This window comes from Micromonospora sp. NPDC005173, assembly GCF_040608515.1.
GTDB lineage: Bacteria > Actinomycetota > Actinomycetes > Mycobacteriales > Micromonosporaceae > Micromonospora.
Window position 1 is genome coordinate 1 of the sequence record NZ_JBEXIK010000066.1, and the last position, 19,635, is coordinate 19,635.

The 19,635-nt window shown below is 66.7% G+C and carries 14 protein-coding genes, 1 pseudogene and 1 other annotated feature; of the genes and pseudogenes, 10 read left to right on the forward strand and 5 right to left on the reverse strand.

All coding sequences use genetic code 11. The features are described from left to right. Window positions 1–120 precede the first annotated feature (120 nt). Window positions 121–1,367, reverse strand: a protein-coding gene (locus ABZV00_RS35210; RefSeq protein WP_355614255.1) for an IS3 family transposase whose coding sequence is annotated in 2 segments (ribosomal slippage) — window positions 121–1,085 and window positions 1,085–1,367 — 1,248 coding nt in all. Because the reading frame shifts where the segments join, the coding sequence is not laid out codon by codon here. Further along, window positions 958–1,086: a sequence feature (AL1L pseudoknot), on the reverse strand. It overlaps the preceding gene by 129 nt. Window positions 1,368–1,532: 165 nt before the next feature. Between ABZV00_RS35210 and ABZV00_RS35215 the strand changes: the two genes are divergently transcribed. Both ABZV00_RS35215 and ABZV00_RS35220 read left to right on the forward strand, forming a co-directional pair. Then, window positions 1,533–2,921 (forward strand): hypothetical protein, encoded by a 1,389-nt coding sequence (locus tag ABZV00_RS35215; protein WP_355614258.1) that lies wholly within the window; start codon window positions 1,533–1,535, stop codon window positions 2,919–2,921. After that, entirely contained in the window at window positions 2,918–5,221 is a 2,304-nt protein-coding gene (locus tag ABZV00_RS35220; RefSeq protein WP_355614261.1) for a UvrD-helicase domain-containing protein, read from the forward strand. The genes ABZV00_RS35215 and ABZV00_RS35220 overlap by 4 nt, the downstream gene beginning before the upstream one ends. 83 nt (window positions 5,222–5,304) lie before the next feature. Here the strand turns inward: ABZV00_RS35220 and ABZV00_RS35225 are convergent, their stop codons facing one another. Next, on the reverse strand, window positions 5,305–5,742 hold the full coding sequence (locus tag ABZV00_RS35225; RefSeq protein ID WP_355614264.1) for a hypothetical protein: 438 nt from the start codon (window positions 5,740–5,742) through the stop codon (window positions 5,305–5,307). Between the two features lies 1 nt (window position 5,743). Next, window positions 5,744–8,143 (reverse strand): hypothetical protein, encoded by a 2,400-nt coding sequence (locus tag ABZV00_RS35230; protein WP_355614267.1) that lies wholly within the window; start codon window positions 8,141–8,143, stop codon window positions 5,744–5,746. A gap of 1,003 nt (window positions 8,144–9,146) precedes the next feature. On the opposite strand from ABZV00_RS35230, the gene ABZV00_RS35235 reads away from it, so the two are divergent. Next, window positions 9,147–10,460, forward strand: coding sequence for a hypothetical protein (locus ABZV00_RS35235; protein ID WP_355614270.1), 1,314 nt, complete (start codon window positions 9,147–9,149; stop codon window positions 10,458–10,460). Window positions 10,461–10,916: 456 nt separating this feature from the next. Here the strand turns inward: ABZV00_RS35235 and ABZV00_RS35240 are convergent. Further along, window positions 10,917–11,349, reverse strand: a pseudogene (locus ABZV00_RS35240) (tyrosine-type recombinase/integrase); the annotation flags it as partial. Between the two features lie 110 nt (window positions 11,350–11,459). Between ABZV00_RS35240 and ABZV00_RS35245 the strand changes: the two are divergent. The 4 genes from ABZV00_RS35245 (at window position 11,460) to ABZV00_RS35260 (ending at window position 15,475) form a co-directional block, all read left to right on the forward strand. Beyond that, window positions 11,460–11,810 carry a hypothetical protein gene (locus ABZV00_RS35245; protein ID WP_355614273.1) on the forward strand — a complete coding sequence of 117 codons (351 nt, stop codon included), beginning with the start codon at window positions 11,460–11,462 and terminating at the stop codon, window positions 11,808–11,810. A 98-nt stretch (window positions 11,811–11,908) separates the two neighbouring features. Beyond that, window positions 11,909–12,349 carry a hypothetical protein gene (locus tag ABZV00_RS35250; protein ID WP_355614276.1) on the forward strand — a complete coding sequence of 147 codons (441 nt, stop codon included), beginning with the start codon at window positions 11,909–11,911 and terminating at the stop codon, window positions 12,347–12,349. A gap of 284 nt (window positions 12,350–12,633) precedes the next feature. Next, window positions 12,634–14,910: a hypothetical protein gene (locus ABZV00_RS35255; RefSeq protein WP_355614278.1), complete on the forward strand. Its 2,277-nt coding sequence runs from the start codon at window positions 12,634–12,636 to the stop codon at window positions 14,908–14,910. Window positions 14,911–14,977: 67 nt separating this feature from the next. Continuing rightward, complete coding sequence (locus ABZV00_RS35260) at window positions 14,978–15,475, forward strand: hypothetical protein (RefSeq protein WP_074316583.1); 498 nt, start codon at window positions 14,978–14,980, stop codon at window positions 15,473–15,475. 230 nt (window positions 15,476–15,705) lie between these two features. Here ABZV00_RS35260 and ABZV00_RS35265 read toward each other — a convergent pair whose 3' ends face one another. Then, window positions 15,706–15,942, reverse strand: a complete 237-nt coding sequence (locus ABZV00_RS35265; RefSeq protein ID WP_355614325.1) for a macro domain-containing protein — start codon at window positions 15,940–15,942, stop codon at window positions 15,706–15,708. Between the two features lie 179 nt (window positions 15,943–16,121). Here ABZV00_RS35265 and ABZV00_RS35270 point away from each other — a divergent pair, with 179 nt between their 5' ends. The 3 genes from ABZV00_RS35270 to ABZV00_RS35280 all read left to right on the forward strand — a co-directional run. Next, window positions 16,122–16,880, forward strand: a complete 759-nt coding sequence (locus ABZV00_RS35270) for a hypothetical protein (RefSeq protein ID WP_355614281.1) — start codon at window positions 16,122–16,124, stop codon at window positions 16,878–16,880. 732 nt (window positions 16,881–17,612) lie between these two features. Then, the gene (locus ABZV00_RS35275; protein WP_355614284.1) at window positions 17,613–18,023 is read left to right on the forward strand and encodes a hypothetical protein; all 411 of its coding nucleotides are present in this window, start codon (window positions 17,613–17,615) and stop codon (window positions 18,021–18,023) included. Next, window positions 18,020–19,635 (forward strand): tetratricopeptide repeat protein (locus ABZV00_RS35280; protein WP_355614287.1); only part of this gene is annotated, 1,616 nt, incomplete at its 3' end. The genes ABZV00_RS35275 and ABZV00_RS35280, both read left to right, overlap by 4 nt.

Below are 19,635 nucleotides of genomic sequence, written 5' to 3' on the forward strand. Positions count from 1 at the left end.
TGCTCCGCTCACATTCACGACCGCGGACGTCGAACGACAATCCGTACTCCGAAGCGCAGTTCAAGACGATGAAATACGTGCCCGACTTCCCCGACTGAACCGCCCCGGGTTTGGTGGCGGCTAAATGGGTTGGGACGTCGCCTGGGTGAGGCGAGGTTCGGCGGGTTGGTGCAGGGTTTCGAAGTCGGCTGGTGGCAGGTCCGCGGCGCCGCTGTGCAGGCGGCGGTGGTTGTACCAGTCGACGTACTCCAGGGTGGCGATCTCGACCTGGTCGCAGGTCTTCCAGGGTCCTTGGGGTTTGATCAGTTCGGTCTTGAACAGCCCGATCGTGGACTCGGCCAGGGCATTATCGTAGGCGTCCGCGACGGTGCCGACCGACGCGTCGACGCCGGCTGCGGCGAGGCGTTCGGTGAAGGCGATGGACGTGTATTGGCTGCCGGCGTCGTGGTGGTGAATCAGCCCGGTTAGATCGGTGGCGCCGTGCCGACCGCGGGCCCAGATCGCCATCTCGAGAGCGTCCAGGACCAGGACGGTCTTCATGGTGGTAGCGGCCCGCCAGCCGAGGATGCGGCGGGAGTAGACGTCGATGACGAAGGCGACATAGACCATCCCGGACCAGGTCGGCACATAGGTGAAATCGGCGACCCACAACCGGTTCGGCCGGTCTGCGCTGAACCGGCGCTGGACCAGGTCCGCCGGCCGGGCGGCGTGCTGGTCAGCGATCGTGGTCCGGCGGGTCTTGCCGCGCACGACCCCGCGCAGGCCGAGTGCGCGCATGAGCCGTTCGACGGTGCACCGGGCCACCTCGATGCCTTCGCGATTCAAGGCCAGCCACACTTTGCGGGCGCCGTAGACGCCGTAGTTGGCTGCGTGGATCCGGCGGATCTGCTCGCTCAGCCAGGCGTCGCGGCGGGCCCTGGTCGTGGGCAGCCGCCGGTAGGCAGCGCGGTAGGTGCTGGACGCGATCGGCCACCCGAACGATGTCAGGGCCTGGCAGATCGGCTCGACGCCGAACAGGTGCTTGTGCTCGTCGATGTAGGTCACGAGCGTTGCTGTGGCCGGTCGAGCTCGGCCGCGAAGAAAGCCGACGCACTCTTGAGGATCTCGTTCGCGCGTCGTAGCTCAGCGTTCTCCCGGCGCAGCCGCTTCAACTCCGCGGACTCATCTGTGCTGACTCCGGGACGCTGCCCGCCGTCAACCTCGGCTTGGCGGACCCATTTGCGCAGCGTCTCCGCGGTACCGATGCCGAGTTTCTGGGCCACCGCGCTGATCGCGGCCCAGTCGGACTCGTAGTTCGGCCGCATCTCGGCGACCATCCGCACCGCCCGCTGACGCAGTTCGGCGGGGTACGGGGAAGGGCGTGACATGACTCGATCCTCCACAAGAGGTCGGGCGCTACCAACCCCGGGGCGGTTCAGATCGAATCTCTGCTCTTCGACGACGAGGGCTGGCAGACGACCGAGGTCACGAACACCCGGCAGGTCGGTCTGGACCGGCAGGTCGAGTCTGACCTGGAGGCACGCTTCCTCTCCGTGTTGCGGGACTGGGTCACCGTGACCGAGGACGCCTCGCTGGACGAGGACGGCCACGCCAGCGGGCACCTTCGTTTCACCCGAGGCGCTGACGTCGTGCACTGGAGGCTGACCGCCCAGGAACAGCTCCACAGGACACGCACTGACTTCACTTTCACGCGCGCGGACGGTCCGCACCAGAGTGTCAAAGTCTATCTGGAAGGCTTCGAGTTCCACGCCAGCCGAAGGCACAACCGCATTGCAGCGGACGCACGCCAGCGCACGATGCTACGGGCCGACGGGCACGTGGTCTTCGAGATCACCTGGGCGGACATCGATCTATTTGAACAGCGGCCAACCCCGGCTCGCCCGGCCTGGCCTCCCTACTCCAGTACCGCACAGGAGCAGGCGAAGGACGCTTACGAGCAGTATGGCGGGCAACGCGCCCAATTCGCTGGTGCGGTCTTCGTCAACCCCATCACCGCTCTGATTGGCTATCTGCGGGAGCCGGACAACGAACGCTGGGCCCTCCGCGCTGCGGCCATGGTCACCGGGCTGCTAGCCGCCGGCGGCACGACCCCGGTAGCAGTGACGAGCCGGCGTGATGACCTCATCAATGCGCTGCGATCCGAACTCGGGACCTTCGGTGAGCGCCAAGCCGTGCCGCCGCCACTCGTCGGCGGCACGAGCAGCCCTGTGCACGTCTACCGCTCCAACGACCTGACCGGTCTGCCGATTGTCGTCACGCTCGATACGGCCGACTCCGAGCACCTGCGCTGGTCTGCGCTGGCTGTTTTGGACGACAGTGACGCAGTGCTCGACACCGACGCGCACAAGGACCGATGGCGTTCCTGGCTCTATTGGACAAACCTCACCCAATTTCTCGCCTTCGACGACGGCGATGGCGTCCAGTTGGCTTACAGCACGGCGGCTGACTACGACGTCGAAATGCTCGCCGTCTGTGGCGGCCTCGGCGAGTTGAACACTCTCAGCGGAGCCCGCGCTGTGTCCGCTCCGACAGCTGGGACCCCGCATTCATCACCAACAGTCCCTGCACAGAGGCGACGCGACCCGAGCTGGGACGAGGACATCCTAGAGATTCTGCGTGACGAGCCGAATCAAGGTGGTGAGCTCGGGATCCTTGCGCGACAGCTGGCCGAGCGGGGCAAGCGCGCACCGGTGTTCGGCTACGAACTCGGTACCAGCCGCTGGATGGTCGACTTCGCGTGGACCGAGTCCAACGTCAAGGTGGCGGTGGTCTATGCGGCTGACGAGAGTGATCACGACGCGCTACGCCGCGACGAGGCGTACGTCGAGGACGGCTGGACCCTTCTGACGGCGTCCGAGTGGCTGGGACGCTTTGACGAACTGGTGGCACTGCTTCCCGACGTGGAGGACCCAACGCTATGACCGCACGACTCAGCCTGTACCGCAAGGCCGAGGAAGAGCTCTACAAGCTCGACCGGACGGTAAAGGGCCAGTTCTATGACTTCTGCCACCGCTTTCGGAAGAATCCGGACCAGCCTGGGCTCGATCTGAAGAAGCTCAAGGGCGATTCGCGAATCCACCGAGCCAAGATCAACCAGTCGTACCGGGCACTCCTGACTCCGGTCGGTGCTGATCAAGACGGCATCCAGCATTGGCTGATCATTGCGGTCAGGCACCGTAAGGACATCTACGACGAGCTCCAGGTTGCCGTCAACCGCATCACCGGCGAGATCGAGTTTGTCGACCTCGCCGTTGTGGGGGACAGCTCTCTCCGCCGGGCCGGCATTACGCTTACCCCGGCCGAGCCGGACGACGCAGATCAACCGCCTGCCAGCGCATCGGGCCAGCCGAGCGTTCCGCCGGCCGGGATGGCGGCGCCAGCACAGCCCGCTCTGCTCGCGGCTTACAACGCCGATCAGCTTCGAGAGCTCGGCGTCGCTGAGCAGCTCATCGGCCTTGCGCTGACCGTCACCACCGACGCAGAGCTCGACCAGCTGCTCGACGGAGCGCCGCTGCTGTCCAAGGACGTCCTCTACGGCCTCGCCGCGGGAATGAGTATCGACTCAGTCCTCGAGGAGGTCACCCGGCCCGTTCGCCTGCAGGCAGAACCCGATCTCGCCGACTTCGCGACGGCGCTTACCCGAACCAAGGTCACATCCGTCGACGACCACGTCCAAGCGGCAATCGAAGAAGGCAGCTTCCGGACCTGGAAGGTCTACCTTCATCCCGCCCAGGAGAAGATCGCTCACGCTGACTACAGCGGCCCCGCCCGGGTCTCCGGGGGGCCAGGCACTGGAAAGACCGTTGTCGCACTACATAGGGTTAAGCACCTTGTCCAACAGCTTCCTGCGGGATCGGACAAGCCGATCCTGCTTACCACCTTCACCGCAAACCTTGCTGCCGATCTCCGGCTCCGGTTGACCTCGCTGATTGATGATCCAGACCTGATCGCGCGGGTCGATGTCACGCACATCGACCAACTCGCTGCCCGGGTCATCGGCGAGAACACCGTCCAGAGCCATCGCCGAAGGAGAATCAGTGACCAGGTCGCCTTGACCGAGATGCGGCAGCTCCTAACTGAGGTCGACGAGCAGCGCTGGGACGCTGACTTCGTCCTCGATGAGTGGGAACAGGTCATCCTCGGCCAGGCGATCCCAACCCGATCCGAGTACTTCCAGGCTCGCCGGGCCGGCCGCGGCTGGGCGCTCACCCGCCCTGAACGCAGCCAGATCTGGAAGCTCATCGAGCAGTTCACCGCCCGCCTGGACAAGCTCGGCGTCGAGACTTGGGGGCAGGCCGCAGAACGGGCGGCCCGTTACGAGATCGAACGCGCTGCGAAGATCGAGGCGCGGCTTACCTCCACCGGGCCGGCCGACGACCGGTCGGGCACGTACCCTTCGACCTACCGTTACCGGCACATCGTCGTCGACGAGGCGCAGGACCTCCGCGCGGCGCATTGGAAGATGCTCCGCGCGATGGTCGCCCCGGGACAGCGCAGCGACCTGTTCATCGCTGGCGATACGCACCAGCGCATCTACGATCACCAGGTGTCCCTCGGTGCCCTTGGCATCAACATCCGGGGCCGGTCCACTCGGCTCACACTCAGCTACCGCACGACCCACGAAATCCTGGCACAAGCTGTGCGCGTCGCCGAGGGTAGCAATGTCCTCTACGACGACCTCGACGACGGAACCGACCACCTCGCTGGCTATCGTTCGGTCCTGCGCGGTCCACGGCCGATATTCACGCCTTACCGAAGTTGGGACGAGGAACTCGCCGGGTTGGGCAGCCTGCTGGTCGCTTGGCGGGAGGAACTCTCCACCGACGAACGTGGCGCCCCGCGCGATCCGGCTGGCCACGTCGCCGTTGGCGTAGCGGATCGTGAGCTGATGAGCCAGGTTATGAACTACCTGACTACCAAGGTGGGCCTGACCTGCGCTGAATTGACCAAGGACGGTCCGAGCGGAGACGGCGAGATCCATGTTGGGACGATGCACCGGTTCAAGGGGCTCGAGTACCAACGACTGGCCCTCGTCGGTGTGGGCGCGGGCGTCATTCCACGTTCTGCCATCGAGCGCTACCGGAGGGATGACCCCCAGCGGTACGAGCGCGAACAGCGCAAGGCGCGATCGCTGCTTTTCGTGGCATCGACGCGCGCCCGCGACGTCTTGGCGATCAGCTGGCACGGGACTCCAAGTCCGTTACTGGGCGACGTGACTTGAGTCTTCGCAGAGTCCTCGCGCTGCTGACCGCGCCCGCACCACGGTGGCGTGGGCGCGGCCGGTTGGCCAGCTGTCACTGCGACTTATCGTCGCGTAGCTGCACCCTGCAACGTTCGGTCCCGCGCGGCCGCGGGAGCCGGATAGAGGTCCTCCTCGAGTGCGTCGACGGCCGAAGTCCACGCATCGATATCCTTCAGGGGAGGTGCCGGATCTGGGTTGCGGCCATGCAGGATCTCGCAGATCGCGACGTATGCCTCCAGCGCGCCGGCAATCGCCCGCATGCGGCGAACCTGGGCCTCAGGCGATAGTCCCGGCTCGCCGATGCTGAGGTACAGCCGTCGTTCGATCATGGAGATGTCAGGCTTCGCAGCAATCACCGTGCTGGGCAGCCTGGCCGCTGCGCGCTCGATGCGAATGCGCAGCACCAGCGCTGCGAGCGCCGCCTTTTCGGCCGTGCCGCCGGGCCACCCTCGGTAGGCGGCCTGGAGATCCGCTAGCTCGACATCCGGGTAGGTTGCCATCTCAGCTCCCGACCTGTTGGACGGCTTTGATGATCTTCCGGGTTTGGCGTACCCAGAGCTGCGGCTCCCCCTCGGGGGCGCGGCCATGGGCCGCGCCGTTGAGTGCGTGCACGGTCGGAGCGAAGCCGTTCACGTCGAGGGTGCGCAGGCCCGCCCGGCGGGCATAGTTGTTCAGGAGCGCCAACTGGTCGAGAGTCTTCCGTGCGCTCCGGAGGTCGGCAACGACTGTGGCCTCGGGCAAACCGACCCGCCGGCCCAGCATCTCGATCTGTGCGACGACCTCGGTGTCGACGGCCTGCCGGCACATTGCCAGGGTCATCGCGGTGACGGCGTTGGGGGTTCCGATGGGTGCTCCCTTCTCGGCTCCGAGGATTCGCTGGATCTCGTCCAGGCGCTGAATCCCGGGACTGGCCACGTGCCTCACCCGGACCTGCGGCCGGCCATCACCGTGCCGGTCCATCCGAATGTGGGTTGGCATCGCGCCCAGACCGCGAAGCTCGCGCCAGAGACGGTCATCGTGGGTGAACACGACAACCTGGAAGCGCTCAGCGAGGGTCATCAGATGCCGAGCCAGGTACCGCACTCGCCAGGTGTCGAACGCGTGGATCGGGTCGTCGAGGATGAGGAATCCGAACGGACTTTCTGGCTGGGTAGCACGGGGCAGGTACGTGGCCAGCGAGAGTGCGTTGCGCTGGCCGGTACTTAGGACCGCGGAGCTGTTCTTGCCGGCCGGCAGCGCGACGTCGCCGTCGACGAGGTCCAACGCCACATTTCGCCGCATCTTCGTACCGCCGGTGAGGGCGATGCCGGTCAGCTTGAGGTCCGCGTCTGGGTTGAGCACGGACCACAACTCCATCACCTCCTTTCCGATGGGTGCGAAGATGTCCTCACGCGCGGTTCGGATCCACCGGTCGACCTTGCGGTCCAGCCGCTCGGCCACAGCGAGCCTTGTCAGCGCCGGCCGTTCCTGGCTGCGGACGTCCATCCACGATCCGATGTGCGCGCGGACCGTCGCCTGTGCGGCGATGACGTCGTCACGCCGGGCGAGAAGGTCGTCGCGGACCTTCGCGTACCAGCCGACTAGATCGGCGCTCTCGTCAAGCGCCTCAGTCAGCGACGCCACGGATGGCGCCATGGTGGCGAAATCGGTAGCCAGGCGGACGAGCCGGTCCCACTGCCTTATCCGTAGTTCAGTGGCCGGATCCGTCACCTGGGTGAGTGCCCGGCGCAGCGATTCGGTCAGCGTGGTCGGGAAGCTCCTGCCAAGGTCCCGCAGCGCCGCAGCTGCAGCGGCCGTCGCATTTCGCAGCTCCCGGGTAGCCGCCCTCAGCCGGTCAGCATCCTCGGAGGCGCGCCGCATCCACTCGTGCCCGGTCGTCCCGCAGACCGGGCACACGTCCCGGTCACGGAGGTCGTCGAGCCGCGCGTCACCGAGGGCAAGTGCCTTCTGAAGCACCGCCAGGAGCGCGTTTGCCCCGGCCGCATCCGAACCGACGGCGTTGTCCAGCCGGACGAGCGCGTTGACGGCCCGGACGCGAAGCCCGTCATCCACCGCCCAGGTATCGGGCAGACCCAGCGGCGGCGGTGCGGTCTCCGGCAAGGTCTCGGTCAACACCATGATCCGAGCCTGGGCGTCCTCGTCCGGGAACGCGCCGCAGTTCCGCACCATCCTGGCCAGTTCTTCCTGGCCGGCCTTGACGATGCCGTTCAGCGCACTCGTGTGGGCGGCCTCCACAAGGCGCCTGGCCACCGCGCCCTTGTCCCGGTCAGTTTTGAGCAGGGCCTGCAGTTCTTCGAGTGCGGTCAGCTCAAGCGCGTCTTTTAGGAACGTGTGCAGATTGCTCGGATCTTGAATGACCTGGGACATCTCCGGATACAGCAGCACTGGCATGTAGCGCTCGAATGCCTCCGTCCATTCGCTGGGCGGCGTACTGAGCGAACCGTCCGCGTTGCGCCATTGAACAACCTCATCTGCCCCGCAGAAAATCTCTATGTCGTGTCGCCCGTTGCTGACGGTGGCGACGATGTCGCGGTACGGATAATGAATGTTGTTCGCCAGTACCTGATAGGACCGCTTGGTTCCACTGCTTAGGGTGTGTCGGGCGCCGTCGGCGATGCTCGTCTTGCCGGTGCCGTTACGCGCGGTGACGATCGTGAGGCCCGCAGTAGGCTTTAGGGGCAGGTCAACGGCCTCCTCGGCGACTCCGATGTGACCCCGCACATGCACGTTCCGTACGTACCAAGGCCCGTCAGCGGTGGTGACGCTCGTCGCCAGATGCGGGTTCTTGGCCCGGATTAGCTCCAGAAGCAGGTCCCGCATATCCGGCTCAAGTTCCGCTGCGGCAGCAGTGATGTCAGCCCAGGTAAGCAGGACACGCTGCGAAGGGTGTTCGGCGGCCACGAAAGAGCCCTTTCGGCTTACCGGCCGTGGACAGTCGCCGCGTTTGTCTCGTGCCGGACAACGAATGGGTGGGCCGAGGGTCGGCCCAGCAGCGAGCCGCACAACATATCCCGCCCGTCGACCTCATGCCAGCGACACGCGCAAGCCAATGGCCAGGCCAACGCGTACTGATGTTCTAACCTCCAGGCAGACGGCGAGATGTGAGGTGAGAACGCATTCCGGGATGTCGCGAGTCGGAGTCAGCAGTGCTTCGGCCCTCGCGTGGCACTACGTGGGTGCGGCCCCGGTGGTCGGGCGCGGTCTCCGAGCGTGGCGGAGTGACCATGCGCGAGGTGAGGGAGGGGCCTCGGCTGCGTCGGCGAGTCGCGCGACGCGTGGTTTGCGGTCATTGCGCCTCCGGCGGGGGCGCTCCGGCTCCAGGATGGCCGGAGGCCGTCTGCGGCCGCCGGCTCCGAGGGTGGTGGCGGTAGGCCATCCTGTCTGCGATCGACCCGGGCAAGCCGAGCAGACCGCCGCCCCACCCGCCAGCGTCCGTACGAGCGGTCGAGGTCCGCAGGCCGTGGCGGGCCGGGCGGCGGCCCGCTCCCCGGCGGGCGGGTCGATGGCAGACAGGATGGCGGATGGCGTCAGGAGAGCAGCACTTCGCCGCGCTGCCCGACGTCGTCCGGTGCTGGATTGTGTGGCCAGCTTGGTTCTACCGCTTCGGCTAGACGGTATGAGCAGCCGCGGCGACGTAGGGGTGGTCGCCGGGTCAGCGGGAATGTTCCAAGCTGTGTCAGACTGCTGCGTGCACGTTAGCAGTGGCGCTGCAGATGACCCGATCGGCGTCAGCGACGCCTTCGATGTGCCTGTCTTTCTCCGGCACAGCTCTCCGCTAAATCCGCAGGGCAGGCCCTGGCCGAACGCTGTCCGTGCTGCCAGCGCCGCTTGGCCTATCACCGGCCTTCCAGACTCGGACGACTACCTAATTCGGACCAGCTGGCGCGAAGTCCTCCACGCGGCGATGACCGTCGGTCGGGATGTAACACCGTGGCTCGCCAATGTACCGAGACTGGCGGAACTGGAGATCATCTCCCGCTGCTCGCCGCTTCGTGCTTACCTGCGTCGCGAAAAAGGCATCGGACCCGACCGCCGGGTGGGCTATCGGGTTGTCACCAACGAGGTGTATCAGCGTGGTACGGAGATCACCGCCAAAGGAGCCTTTAGCTACCGTATCGGCATGACCATGGCCGAGTGGCTTTGTTGGGGTCAGCTCGGCATGGGGCACAGCCTGCACGCTGAGGATTCCTACCCACCGAACACCAATCCTGCTTTGTGGGATGTCACAGCTCGTAAACCCGACTTGCTTGGCGTGCACCCGCTCCAACCCGCCAACTGGTTGGTGGAGGCCAAGGCGCAGCGCCGATTGTCCAAGGGCAAGTTGCGAGAAGGGGCCGGGCAGCTCGATCTCGATGGAATCGTCAACGGCCCGCACCGCCGGGTGCTGTGTGGCACGAGCCTGGAGGACTGCCTCTTCATGACGGTGGATATCGACACGCGGGAGGAGCGTCACGCCGATCCGCGAGGCGCCAGCGTCCCTCCCGGCCCTGTCCTTCCACCTGACCCGGCAACGGACGACGAAGCGCTCTACCGACTCGCCCGGTCTAGCATGCTGATCTACCTCGCTCTTCTGAGCAATGAAGAGCGTGCCAGCGTCGTTCCAGTCGGCGCTGCGGTTGACCCGCGGCGTGCTCAGGTGCGGCGTCGCGCATCAGCGGTAACGCTGATTGAGTCGGACCAGTCGTCAGCAACGCTGCGGTCCCGCCTTGTGGACCTTCCCCGGGGTTCTGCAGAGCTGTCGGCGCTGGTCGGCGTCGACATGCTCGCTTCCGACGTGCCGGGCGCCGGCATCACCGTCGGGATGTCGCGCCGTCTGTACGCGGCCTGCCAGTCGCTCATCGGCGCCGAAGCGGTCTTAGCTGAGCGTGCCGATTCTGAGGCGGAGCAGGAGTATCAGGATCCGGTGGCCCGACGTGTCGTCGATGAGACGATGAGTTGGGGGATGGCCGCGGCGAGGCCCTCGGCCTCGCCGCCGCGGTGGGAGCGCGCGGAGCCGGAGGTCCAGAACTGGTGGCGGTTGCGAACCTACCGGCGACTAACGCAGCAGTACCGCCAAGACCTGCTGGCCGCTGCGCGTGGCGGATTCGAAGAGGGCAACGAATACAATTGGCTCAGCCTCATTGATCGAGAACCGCCGATTAGTCTTGGGCGACCGCAGCAGCTTGAGTCTGCGACCGCTGACACCTACCTGGCCATCGACCGTGGGTTGATTATCTAGCTTTCACCCCCCTGCCCGGTTATGCCGTAGGCCGCTGCACTCTTTCGAAACATGCCAGCAGCGCGGCAGGGCGGCCGATGACGCTCCCCCAGCAACTCGTCAGCGGGGGTATCCGGCGGCGGGTGTCGCGGCGCAGAGCCAGTCCTCGGAGGAGCGCTGGCCGATGAACTGCAGCGCCTCTCCCAAGCCAGGCCGCCGTGAGATCTCACAACCGTCTCACGGACGGCCCGTCAGAGTCCGGGAGGGCTCGGTTTGCTAAGGACCATTACCGGGCCGTCGACCTGCATGCCCGGCATGGTTCGGTATCAACCGGCAGATGCCGGTAGGCCTGCTAGTTCACTGGGGGTCAAGGGGTCGTCGGTTCGAATCCGGCCGTCCCGACGCAGGTCAGAGGCCATTCGGAATCTTCCGGATGGCCATTTCTGATCTTGTACAGCAGCGAAGTACAGCAACGGCTCATTGACCGAGGCTTTCGCCGAGTCTCCGCAGGGCCTCGCGGGTCGTCTTGGACGAGACTTGGCTGTAGATCTCCATCGTGATCGAGAAGTCCGCGTGCCGCAGGATGGCCATCGCAACCCGGGGGTGCACGTCCAGGTCGACCAGTAGCGAACCGCAGGTGCGGCGGGCGTCGTGAACGGTGATCTTTCGGATGCCGGCGCGGACGATGCGGCTGTCATAGGAGCGGTTGAAGTTGCGGGGTTCGACCGGCAGTCCGTAGCGGGTCGTGAAAATCATGCCGGTGTCGTGCCAGGCGTCGCCGGCTTTCTCGTGCGGCCTGCTGTTGTTGGTGGCGGTGCCGCAGTGCGGCGATGCAGATCGCCGGTAGCGGTAGGGGAGCGTCGGACTCTTCGGTCTTGGTGGCTCGGTGCAGCAGTTGGCCGCGTACCCGCCAGCTGAGGTTGACGAAGCGGCATCGCAGGACGCTTGACACCCCTGACGCACCATAATTGCCGACCATGTGGGACCGCCACGACCAGATGAAGCGGTTAGCGTGCATGGGTGCATCCCGATCCCGCCGGCCTGCAAGGTCTGCCTCAGCTTGTTGGGGTCCAGATCGTCGAGGTGTTGGACTTCTACGACGGACCGCTAGACGGGCTGGCCCGCTACGGGGATCGGGAGTACTGGTTCTCGGCCGGACCCGACTGGGTTCCGTCAGAGCCTCGGCCGCTCGTTCTGCACCTGATCACAGCAGAACAGGCGGCTCAGGTGCGGGCACAGGCCCGCCAGTTCATGGCATTTGCAGCCGGTGTCGGCAACGGAGACGCCTGGGGGCAGGCGTGGGATGCCCGATCTACCTACGACCAGGCACCGGCGGTTGGTTGGTTCCTGGCCGCTACCGAAGCCGAGTAGTACCTGTCGGGCTCCGCTTGATGCGTTACACATCGGTTTCACTTGACGGGTGACAGTCAGCGGTCCCCTCCGGCGGCCGGCATCACGGTCCGTTACTGGTGCGCTGCCGGGTCGGCATCGCTCAGGCGTTGCTCGCCGATCCGCAACTGCTGATCGTGGATGAGCCGACCGCGGGACTCGACCCGGAGGAGCGGATCCGCTTCCGTACGCTGCTGTCCCAGTTCGCCGGCCGGCGGACCGTGCTGCTGAGCACGCACATCGTCGACGACATCGCGCAGACGTGCCAGGAGGTGGCGGTGCTCGCCAAGGGCCGGCTGATCTTCCGCGGCACCGTCGACGAACTCACCCGCCGGGCCGAGGGTCGTGTCTGGTCGGTGGTCACGGACGGCCCGCCGCCCGCCGAGGGCACGGTGGTGTCCGCGTTGCCGCACGAGGACGGCATGCGGTACCGGATCGTGGCGTCGGCGGCGCCGAGCGCGCAGGCCCGCCCGATGGATCCCGGCCTGGAGGACAGCTACCTCGCCGTCCCCGCGCGATGAGCCGGGCGAGTGACGCCTGCCGGTTCCCCAACGTCTGCCTGCTGCTTAAGTTTCCGCAGGCCAGCCCACATATATTGCAAATATACGCAAAATATAGGTGAGGCTCTATACGATTCCCCCACGTTGAACCTCTTCGACGCGGTGGGGCCGGCAGTGGCCGGCGCTGTTCTGCGGTCCGGTGCCGCCGAGCTCGATGCCAGGTTGAAAAAGGGTTCATTGGGCAACTCGCCACACACTGGGGGAACATTGTGAGACGTGGTATACCACTACCACTACGCCGGAGAATGACGGCCGCGCTGTCCGCGGCCGTCGTTGCTCCGATAGCCCTCCTCGGCACCCCGGCGGCCGCCGCCGAGACGCCGTTCTGGCAGGTCGAGATCGCCAAGATCCCGGCCACCAGGTACCAACTCGACGCAAAGGCGTCCGTCATCGAGGGCACTGAGGCGCTGCGCCCGTATGTCGGTGACGATCTCGGTGAAAGCCGGCTCGAGCCGGTGCAGGCCGACGTCAAGAGCCGGTACTTCGACGGCGCGCGGCTCAACGGGCCGGCCGACGCCGCCGCGGCGTTCGACAACCTGAAGCACCTCGAGGCCTTCCTCAAGAGCCGGATGACCGGCGCCAGCCCGCCCAGCGGCGAGGCCGAGCAGGGTCACGTCACCGCGCTGGTCAAGTCGCTCACCGGGGTCCGGCTGCTGGCCGACGCGGCGATCCAGGACGCCGAGGCGACGATCGGCCCGTTCCGCCGGGTCAGCCCGCCTCCGCCGCCCGCTCCGGCCGGCGTCGACGAGGCGTTCGCCGACCTCGAAGCGGCCAAGGGTTACCTGGCCAAGGCCGACGAGATGCTTGTCAAGGCCAACGTTCAGCCCGCCACCATCCAGGCCGAGGACGCCTGGGAGAGCGGCTTCCGGGTACTCACCCGGTTCGGCATCACGTACGAGGGTGACCACGACAACGACGGTGTGGTCGACGTGGTGGAGCTGCGCTTCGGCTCCAGCCCGCTGCTGGCCGACTCCGACGGTGACGAGCTCACCGACAAGTTCGAGATCACGGCGCTGGCCGGCTGGACCCGGCCGAACGCGTACGACACCGACAACGACACGGTGAACGACGGCGCCGAGGATCTTGACGGGGACGGGCTGACCAACCTCGAGGAGCAGCGGCTCGGCACCTCCCCGACCGAGGCGGACACCGACGGCGACGGCCTGAACGACGGCGCCGAGGTGGCCAAGGGCACCAACCCGCTGGTTCCCGACCAGCCGCGTGCCCCGCCGGTCCCCGGCGACGGCCAGCCGATCAACCCGAACCCCACGCCGATCGACACGGACGGCGACGGCGTGCGGGACCTCGCGGAAGAGGACCTCGGCTCCGACCCGACCAAGGTGGACACCGACGGCGACGGCCTCTCCGACAGTGTCGAGCTCGATTACCTGATCAGCGCGCTGAACCAGGACACCGACAACGACGGCCTGCGTGACGACTACGAAATCTCCAACGCCGAGTCGAAGGGTCTGCACCCGGGCCGCTTCGACGAGCAGATCAGCAAGTGGACGTACGTCACCGACTTCCTGCTCGGCATGTTCGCCGGCGACTTCGCCGAGAAGGACTCGATGGCCTGGCTCGCCGGCAACCTGTGTGCCAGCGCGTCCAGCGTCATCCCGGTGGTCGGCTGGATCACCGGCACCCTGGCGGACATCCGCGACACCGTCGCGGCGATCATCCACGGCGACTGGGTGAGCGTCGGCTTCAACGTTCTCGGGCTCGTCCCGTACGTCGGCGACGCGGTTGCCATCCCGGCCAAGGTCGCGAAGTTCGTCACGAAGTACGCGCACCGGCTCATGGACGCGGCGCGCTACGTCGCCCGGTACGACAAGATCCCGGACACCGTCAAGGAGCTCACCTACGAGCTCATCATGCCGGAGGTCTACAACGCTATCGTCGCGGAGGACGCGGCAGCGGCGTTCGCCGTGACCGCCTCCGCCGTCCCCGACGGATGGATCAGCAAGAAGACCTTCGACCGGCTGCTCAACGGCAAGCGGACCGACCTCAAGCGGACCCACGAGATGATGACCGACCCGGACGCGCTGCACGTCGACGGGCCCAACCTGCGCTGGGCGTACGGCTGGCAGGACGGCGAGACGATCCTCAATGAGCTGATGGCCAGCCAGGGCAAGGTGGGCCGGCCGCAGCTGCCGCTGGCCAGGCCGGACGACGACAGGTTCAAGGGCGGCCGGGACGCCGACTTCGGCGAGGAACTCACCGACGGCTGGATCCTGCACGAGGTGAAGTCGGGCTTCGCCCAGGGCGACGACCGGATCCTGGAGCAGGTCACCCAGTGCGAGAAGGATGCCTGGTACATGAACCCCGACAACCAGGAGAAGATCAAGGCGGCCAACGCCGGCAAACCGGACATGAAGGGCAAGGGTGTCAAGGGCGTCCACTGGCACTTCGTCGGCAGCGGTAGCGGTCAGCCCAACGTGAACGACCTCGGCATGACCGAGAAGCTGTTCAACTGCCTGAAGACGAACAAGATCCCGTTCACCATCCACTTCCCGGTGGAATGATCCCAGGTGTCGCGGGGCGGGCTCCGGCCCGTCCCGCGACACGGCCTCCGATACGAAGGACTGAGAAATGAGTGCTTTCCCGCCGTTCGCGGTGCCCGGCGTCGAGCCGGAAAGCGGCACCCCGGGCCAGGGCAGCGTGGCTTACCGCGGTGACCAGCTCGCTGATCTTCCCACTGCGGCTGCTGTCCTCGACCGGTTCCCGGCCGAGCTGATCGGCCTGGCCGGCCCCGACGAGACCCGGGACGAGCACCCGATCGCCCGCGCGGACCTGGTGGCGCAGATTTACGTCTCGACCGGTGACGGCCTGCGGTGGGGCCTCGGTTTCGATGACGAGGTCGGCCATCTGGTCCAGCCGAACCTCGGGTCCATCGTCGAGGACTACCTGGAGAACGCACTCGCCGCGCAGCCCGACGTCGAGTCCGCCTACCACTACGACCGCGAGTCCTTCCAGGCCGAGACGACCCGGGTGCTCCGGGCCGACGAGATGCTGGCCCGGTGGCTCGACGCGATCCTCATCGCACACCGCGGCTACGCCCAGCAACTTGGCCGCGCTCTGCCGTACTGAACGGCGCTCACCGGCTGAAGGCCCGGGCCAGGCAGCCGGGCCGAGTCCCTCATGCCGAGGTAGTTCTTGTGTAACCGAGAGTGCTGGCGTGGCGCCGTAGAACGAGGAGAGCAGAACAGTCTTGCCGCTGCATGTGGGGATCTTACGGATGAGTCCTCCGCAGCGCGCCGCCACCTGCGCCGCCTGCGTCCTCTGCCGCGTTGAGGCGTGCTGTTCTCGGCCATGCGTGTTCACCGACCGTACTCGAAGGCCTGGTGGACGCGCTCCGCGGTGTGGCGCGTCTGCTCGTCGAAGAACACGAGACGGACCACTTCCACGGTGGTCGGCTCGGCGTGCAGCGCGGTCAATGCTTGGGCGACGGCATCGTCCTTCGGCCACCGGTACACGCCGGAGGAGATCAGCGGGTAGGCGACCGACCGCGCGCCCAGGCCAGCGACGCGGTGTAGCAGCTCCCGACCTCGTGACAGACCAGTCTCGGGACGTGCGTGACATGTCCGGCTAGACGATCATGTTTGTGGTCTCGGGCTTGCCACCGGCTGGGCTTGACCTAATCCTCGACCGGAGCGTGCGAGGCCGGCCAACTGGGAGGCTCGTAGGCAGGTAGTGTGCGGGCGCTTGTGCGCAGCCGAAGACCTGGAGGAGCGACGTGGGCGCGAAGACAGCCCTACTGGCATTCGCCGATGGAGAGATCCGCTCCGCGTTACTTGGTGCGACACGCTCGGAGCGAGCCGAGACCGAGGCGCTGGTACGTCAGGTCCACCCGGGCTACGTCGTCGAGCCCGCCGACGACGGTACGTTGCTCGACGACATCAACCCGCCAGATGACATCACGTACGCCACGAAGTTGGCTGGGTTGGAGCTGTTCTGCGACTGGCGGCTTGTGTTCGACCGTCCGTCTGAGCTGCCGGAGCACCTGCGTCAAGCGGGAGTGGGCAGGCGGATCGTCATGCACGGGATGCACTCGGTCTCCGGTTCCCTTGCCTTCGCGGTCTGGGAGGACGGCGTGTTGGTCAGATCGCTGAGCCTGTCCGGTGGCGGCATCCGGGAGAACATCGGCGAGCCGTTCGACTTCGAGCTGCCCTACTGGGCGGGCGAGCACCCGGTCGAACCCGTACCGGGCTGGCCCCACCAGGGCCCTTATCCTTTGCCGTTCCATCCCCTTGTGCTGGGCGAGGAGTCATTGCGCGCGCTGTTCGGCTTCGTCGTCGAGGGGCGCCCGGAGTCGGACGACATCGATACGGAGGCGGTTCATCTGCACGGCTTCCGCGTGACCGACCCGTCCGGTGAGGAACAGGCCGCGCGTGAAGCCCGGTACGCGGAGGTGCTGCGGGCCATGGGCGCACCGCGGAGGTTGCGGATGGGACCGGACGGGGCGATGCACGAAATCGGCGTCGACAGCTTCTGACTCGCTGCCTATCGGTGAGCAGAGTGTCACGCAGGTCCTGATACCGACTTGTCACGCAGGTCCCGAGACCGGACACGAGGGCTGGCGACACTTTGTGAGAACTTTCTGTACGAGATCGAGATCAAGGCGGCCCTGAACGGGCCGCACGCGCCGCCGCCAGGGCGCGCGCCCGTTCGCTCCGCTGGCGCTCCGACTCCGGCCACGCAACACGCCCGACGGCTGGCGCGGAGGGCGGGTAGCCCGGTGGGCCGCCGGATGACGACAGACCGTTTCCCGGTGGGGTGGTGGGCCGGGAGCCAGCCGGACCGCGCGGCCAGCAGCCCGCGCGGTGCAGGGGAGCGCACGCCGGGTTCGTCGGCGGCTGCCGGGTCGGTGGCGGAGTTGCGGTTACTGCGCCTCCGGCGGGGGCGCTCCGGCTCCAGGATGACCGGGGCTCCGTCGGCGGCTCGCGGTCCGTGAGTGGTTGCGGTGGGGAACCATCCCGCCCGCCATCGACCCGGGCGAGCCGAGCAGACCACCGCCCGACCCGCCAGCGTCCGTACGAGCCGTCAAGCCCGTCTTGACGTGGCGGGCCGGGCGGCGGCCCGCTCCCCAGGAGGGCGGGTCGACGGCAGACGGGATGGCGGGTGGGTTGTGGTTGTGCTTGCGGTGGTCTTTGGGTGATGTGACGGTGCGTGCACTGGTGTGGTACTGATCGAGGTCGCTGAGGGTTGGCTCGGAGGGTGGGGGTTCATGGATTCGGATGTGACTTCGTTGGCTGGTGTGGTGGTGCCGTACGTGGCTGCGGCTGCCGGTGCGTACGGGGCGGGCGTGGTGGCGCGGGTGCAGGAGGTGGCGGCGGACGCGACGGTCGGCCTGGGTGGGCGGCTGTTGCGTCGGTTGCTGGGGCGGGAGGAGTCAGCGCCGATGGTGGAGGCGGCGGTGATGGATGTGGCCGAGAACCCGGCTGATGAGGATCGGTTGGCGGCGTTGCGGTTGCAGATCCGCAAGGCGGTGGCTGCCGATGCGCAGTTGGCTGCCGAGTTGTCGCAGATGCTGGCTTCGGCGGGGGTGACGATCACGGCATCGGGTGCGCGGTCTGTCGCCGGGCAGACGATCAGTGGGGTGGTCATCACCGGGGATGGCGGCCAGGTGACTGGATGACACATCGGGATGCTGCCGGCACTGGTGGGGAGTCTGATGAGGTAAGCGCTGAGGGCGGCCGGTCGGTCGCCGCAGGTGAGATCAGCGGGCTTGCCATCACGGGGGACGACGCGAAGGTCGATGCGCGACGGATCGAGCTGCATCGGCCGTCGACGGCACCCGATACGGGGAAGCGGTTGCACAACCTGCCCAAACCGCCGATCCGGTTGTTTGTGGGCCGTCAGGAGGAGTTCGCTGAGTTGGAGGAGGTGATGTCAGCCGGTAGCGGGGTGATTTGTCAGGCGGTGCATGGACTGGGTGGAGTGGGTAAGACCGAGTTGGCGTTGCAGTACGCCCATCGATGGCGCGACCGGTATCTGGTGCGGTGGTGGGTGACTGCTGACAGCCCGGCGACGATCGAGAGCGGTTTGGCGGCGTTGACGGCCCGGATGAACCCGGAGCTGGTCCTGACGGCGACGGCAGCCGAGGCTGCGGGGTGGGCGGTCGGCTGGTTGCAGAACCAGTCGGGTTGGTTGCTCGTGCTCGACAACGTGGAGCAGCGTTCGGATGTCGAGCCGCTGTTGGCGCAGCTGGACACCGGGCACCTATTGATCACGACGCGGCGTGACGTGAACTGGGAAACGCTGGTCGACGGGTGTCTACGTCTGGACATGCTGGATCGTAAGTCCGCAGTGCGGCTGTTGCTGGGGAGTGGGGGACAGCAGGATCTGTTGGCGGCGGCGGTGTTGGCCGACGAGTTGGGGTACCTGCCGTTGGCGTTGCAGCAGGCGGCCGGCTATCTGAGGCAGACCCGCCTGCCGGTGTCGGCCTATCTAGATCGGCTGCGGGCCCAGCCCACCGAGGTGTTGAATACCATCGCGGAGGGAGACCAGGCGGAACGGGCGGTGGCGGAGGTGTGGCTACTTACCCTCGACCGGCTGCGCGAGAACCTACCGGCAGCGATCGATCTGCTACGGATCTTGTCGTGCTATGCGCCTGACGATGTGCCGCGTTCAATTTTGACCGGATACGCCGAACAGCCAGGCGCTGTCGACCAGGCGCTGTCGGCGCTAGCGTCGTATAACCTGGTCACGCTCACACAGACGACCGTCAGCACTCACCGACTTCTTCAGACGGTGGTCCGCAGCCAGGCGCAGATGCAGACCAAGGATGCCCACCACGACGAGCGCAGCGACCTGCCCGAGCCGTTGTGGCAGCAGGTCATTGACCATGCGTTAGCTCTGCTAGGCCAAGCCCGTCCATCAGGCAATCCATTGGAAGACGTCGACACTTGGCCGCAGTGGAGGGTGTTCGCCCCACACATCGAAGCGCTCGCCCAACACATTCCCGAGGACACCGCAGATCTGACCTTCGCGTACCTGCTGGGCCAGCTTGCTTCCTATCACTACACGCAGGCCAGGTACCACCAGGCCCTACAGGCCGATAAGCGGGCGTTGGAGATCAGTGAGGCGGCGTTGCCGGCGGGGAATCCCTATATCGCGCTCCGATTGGACAACCTGGCGCACACGTTGGGGGAGCTGGGGCAGGCGGGTGAGGCGCTGCCGTTGCGGCGGCGGGCGTTGGAGATCAGTGAGGCGGCGTTGCCGGCGGGGCATCCCACTATCGCGCTCCG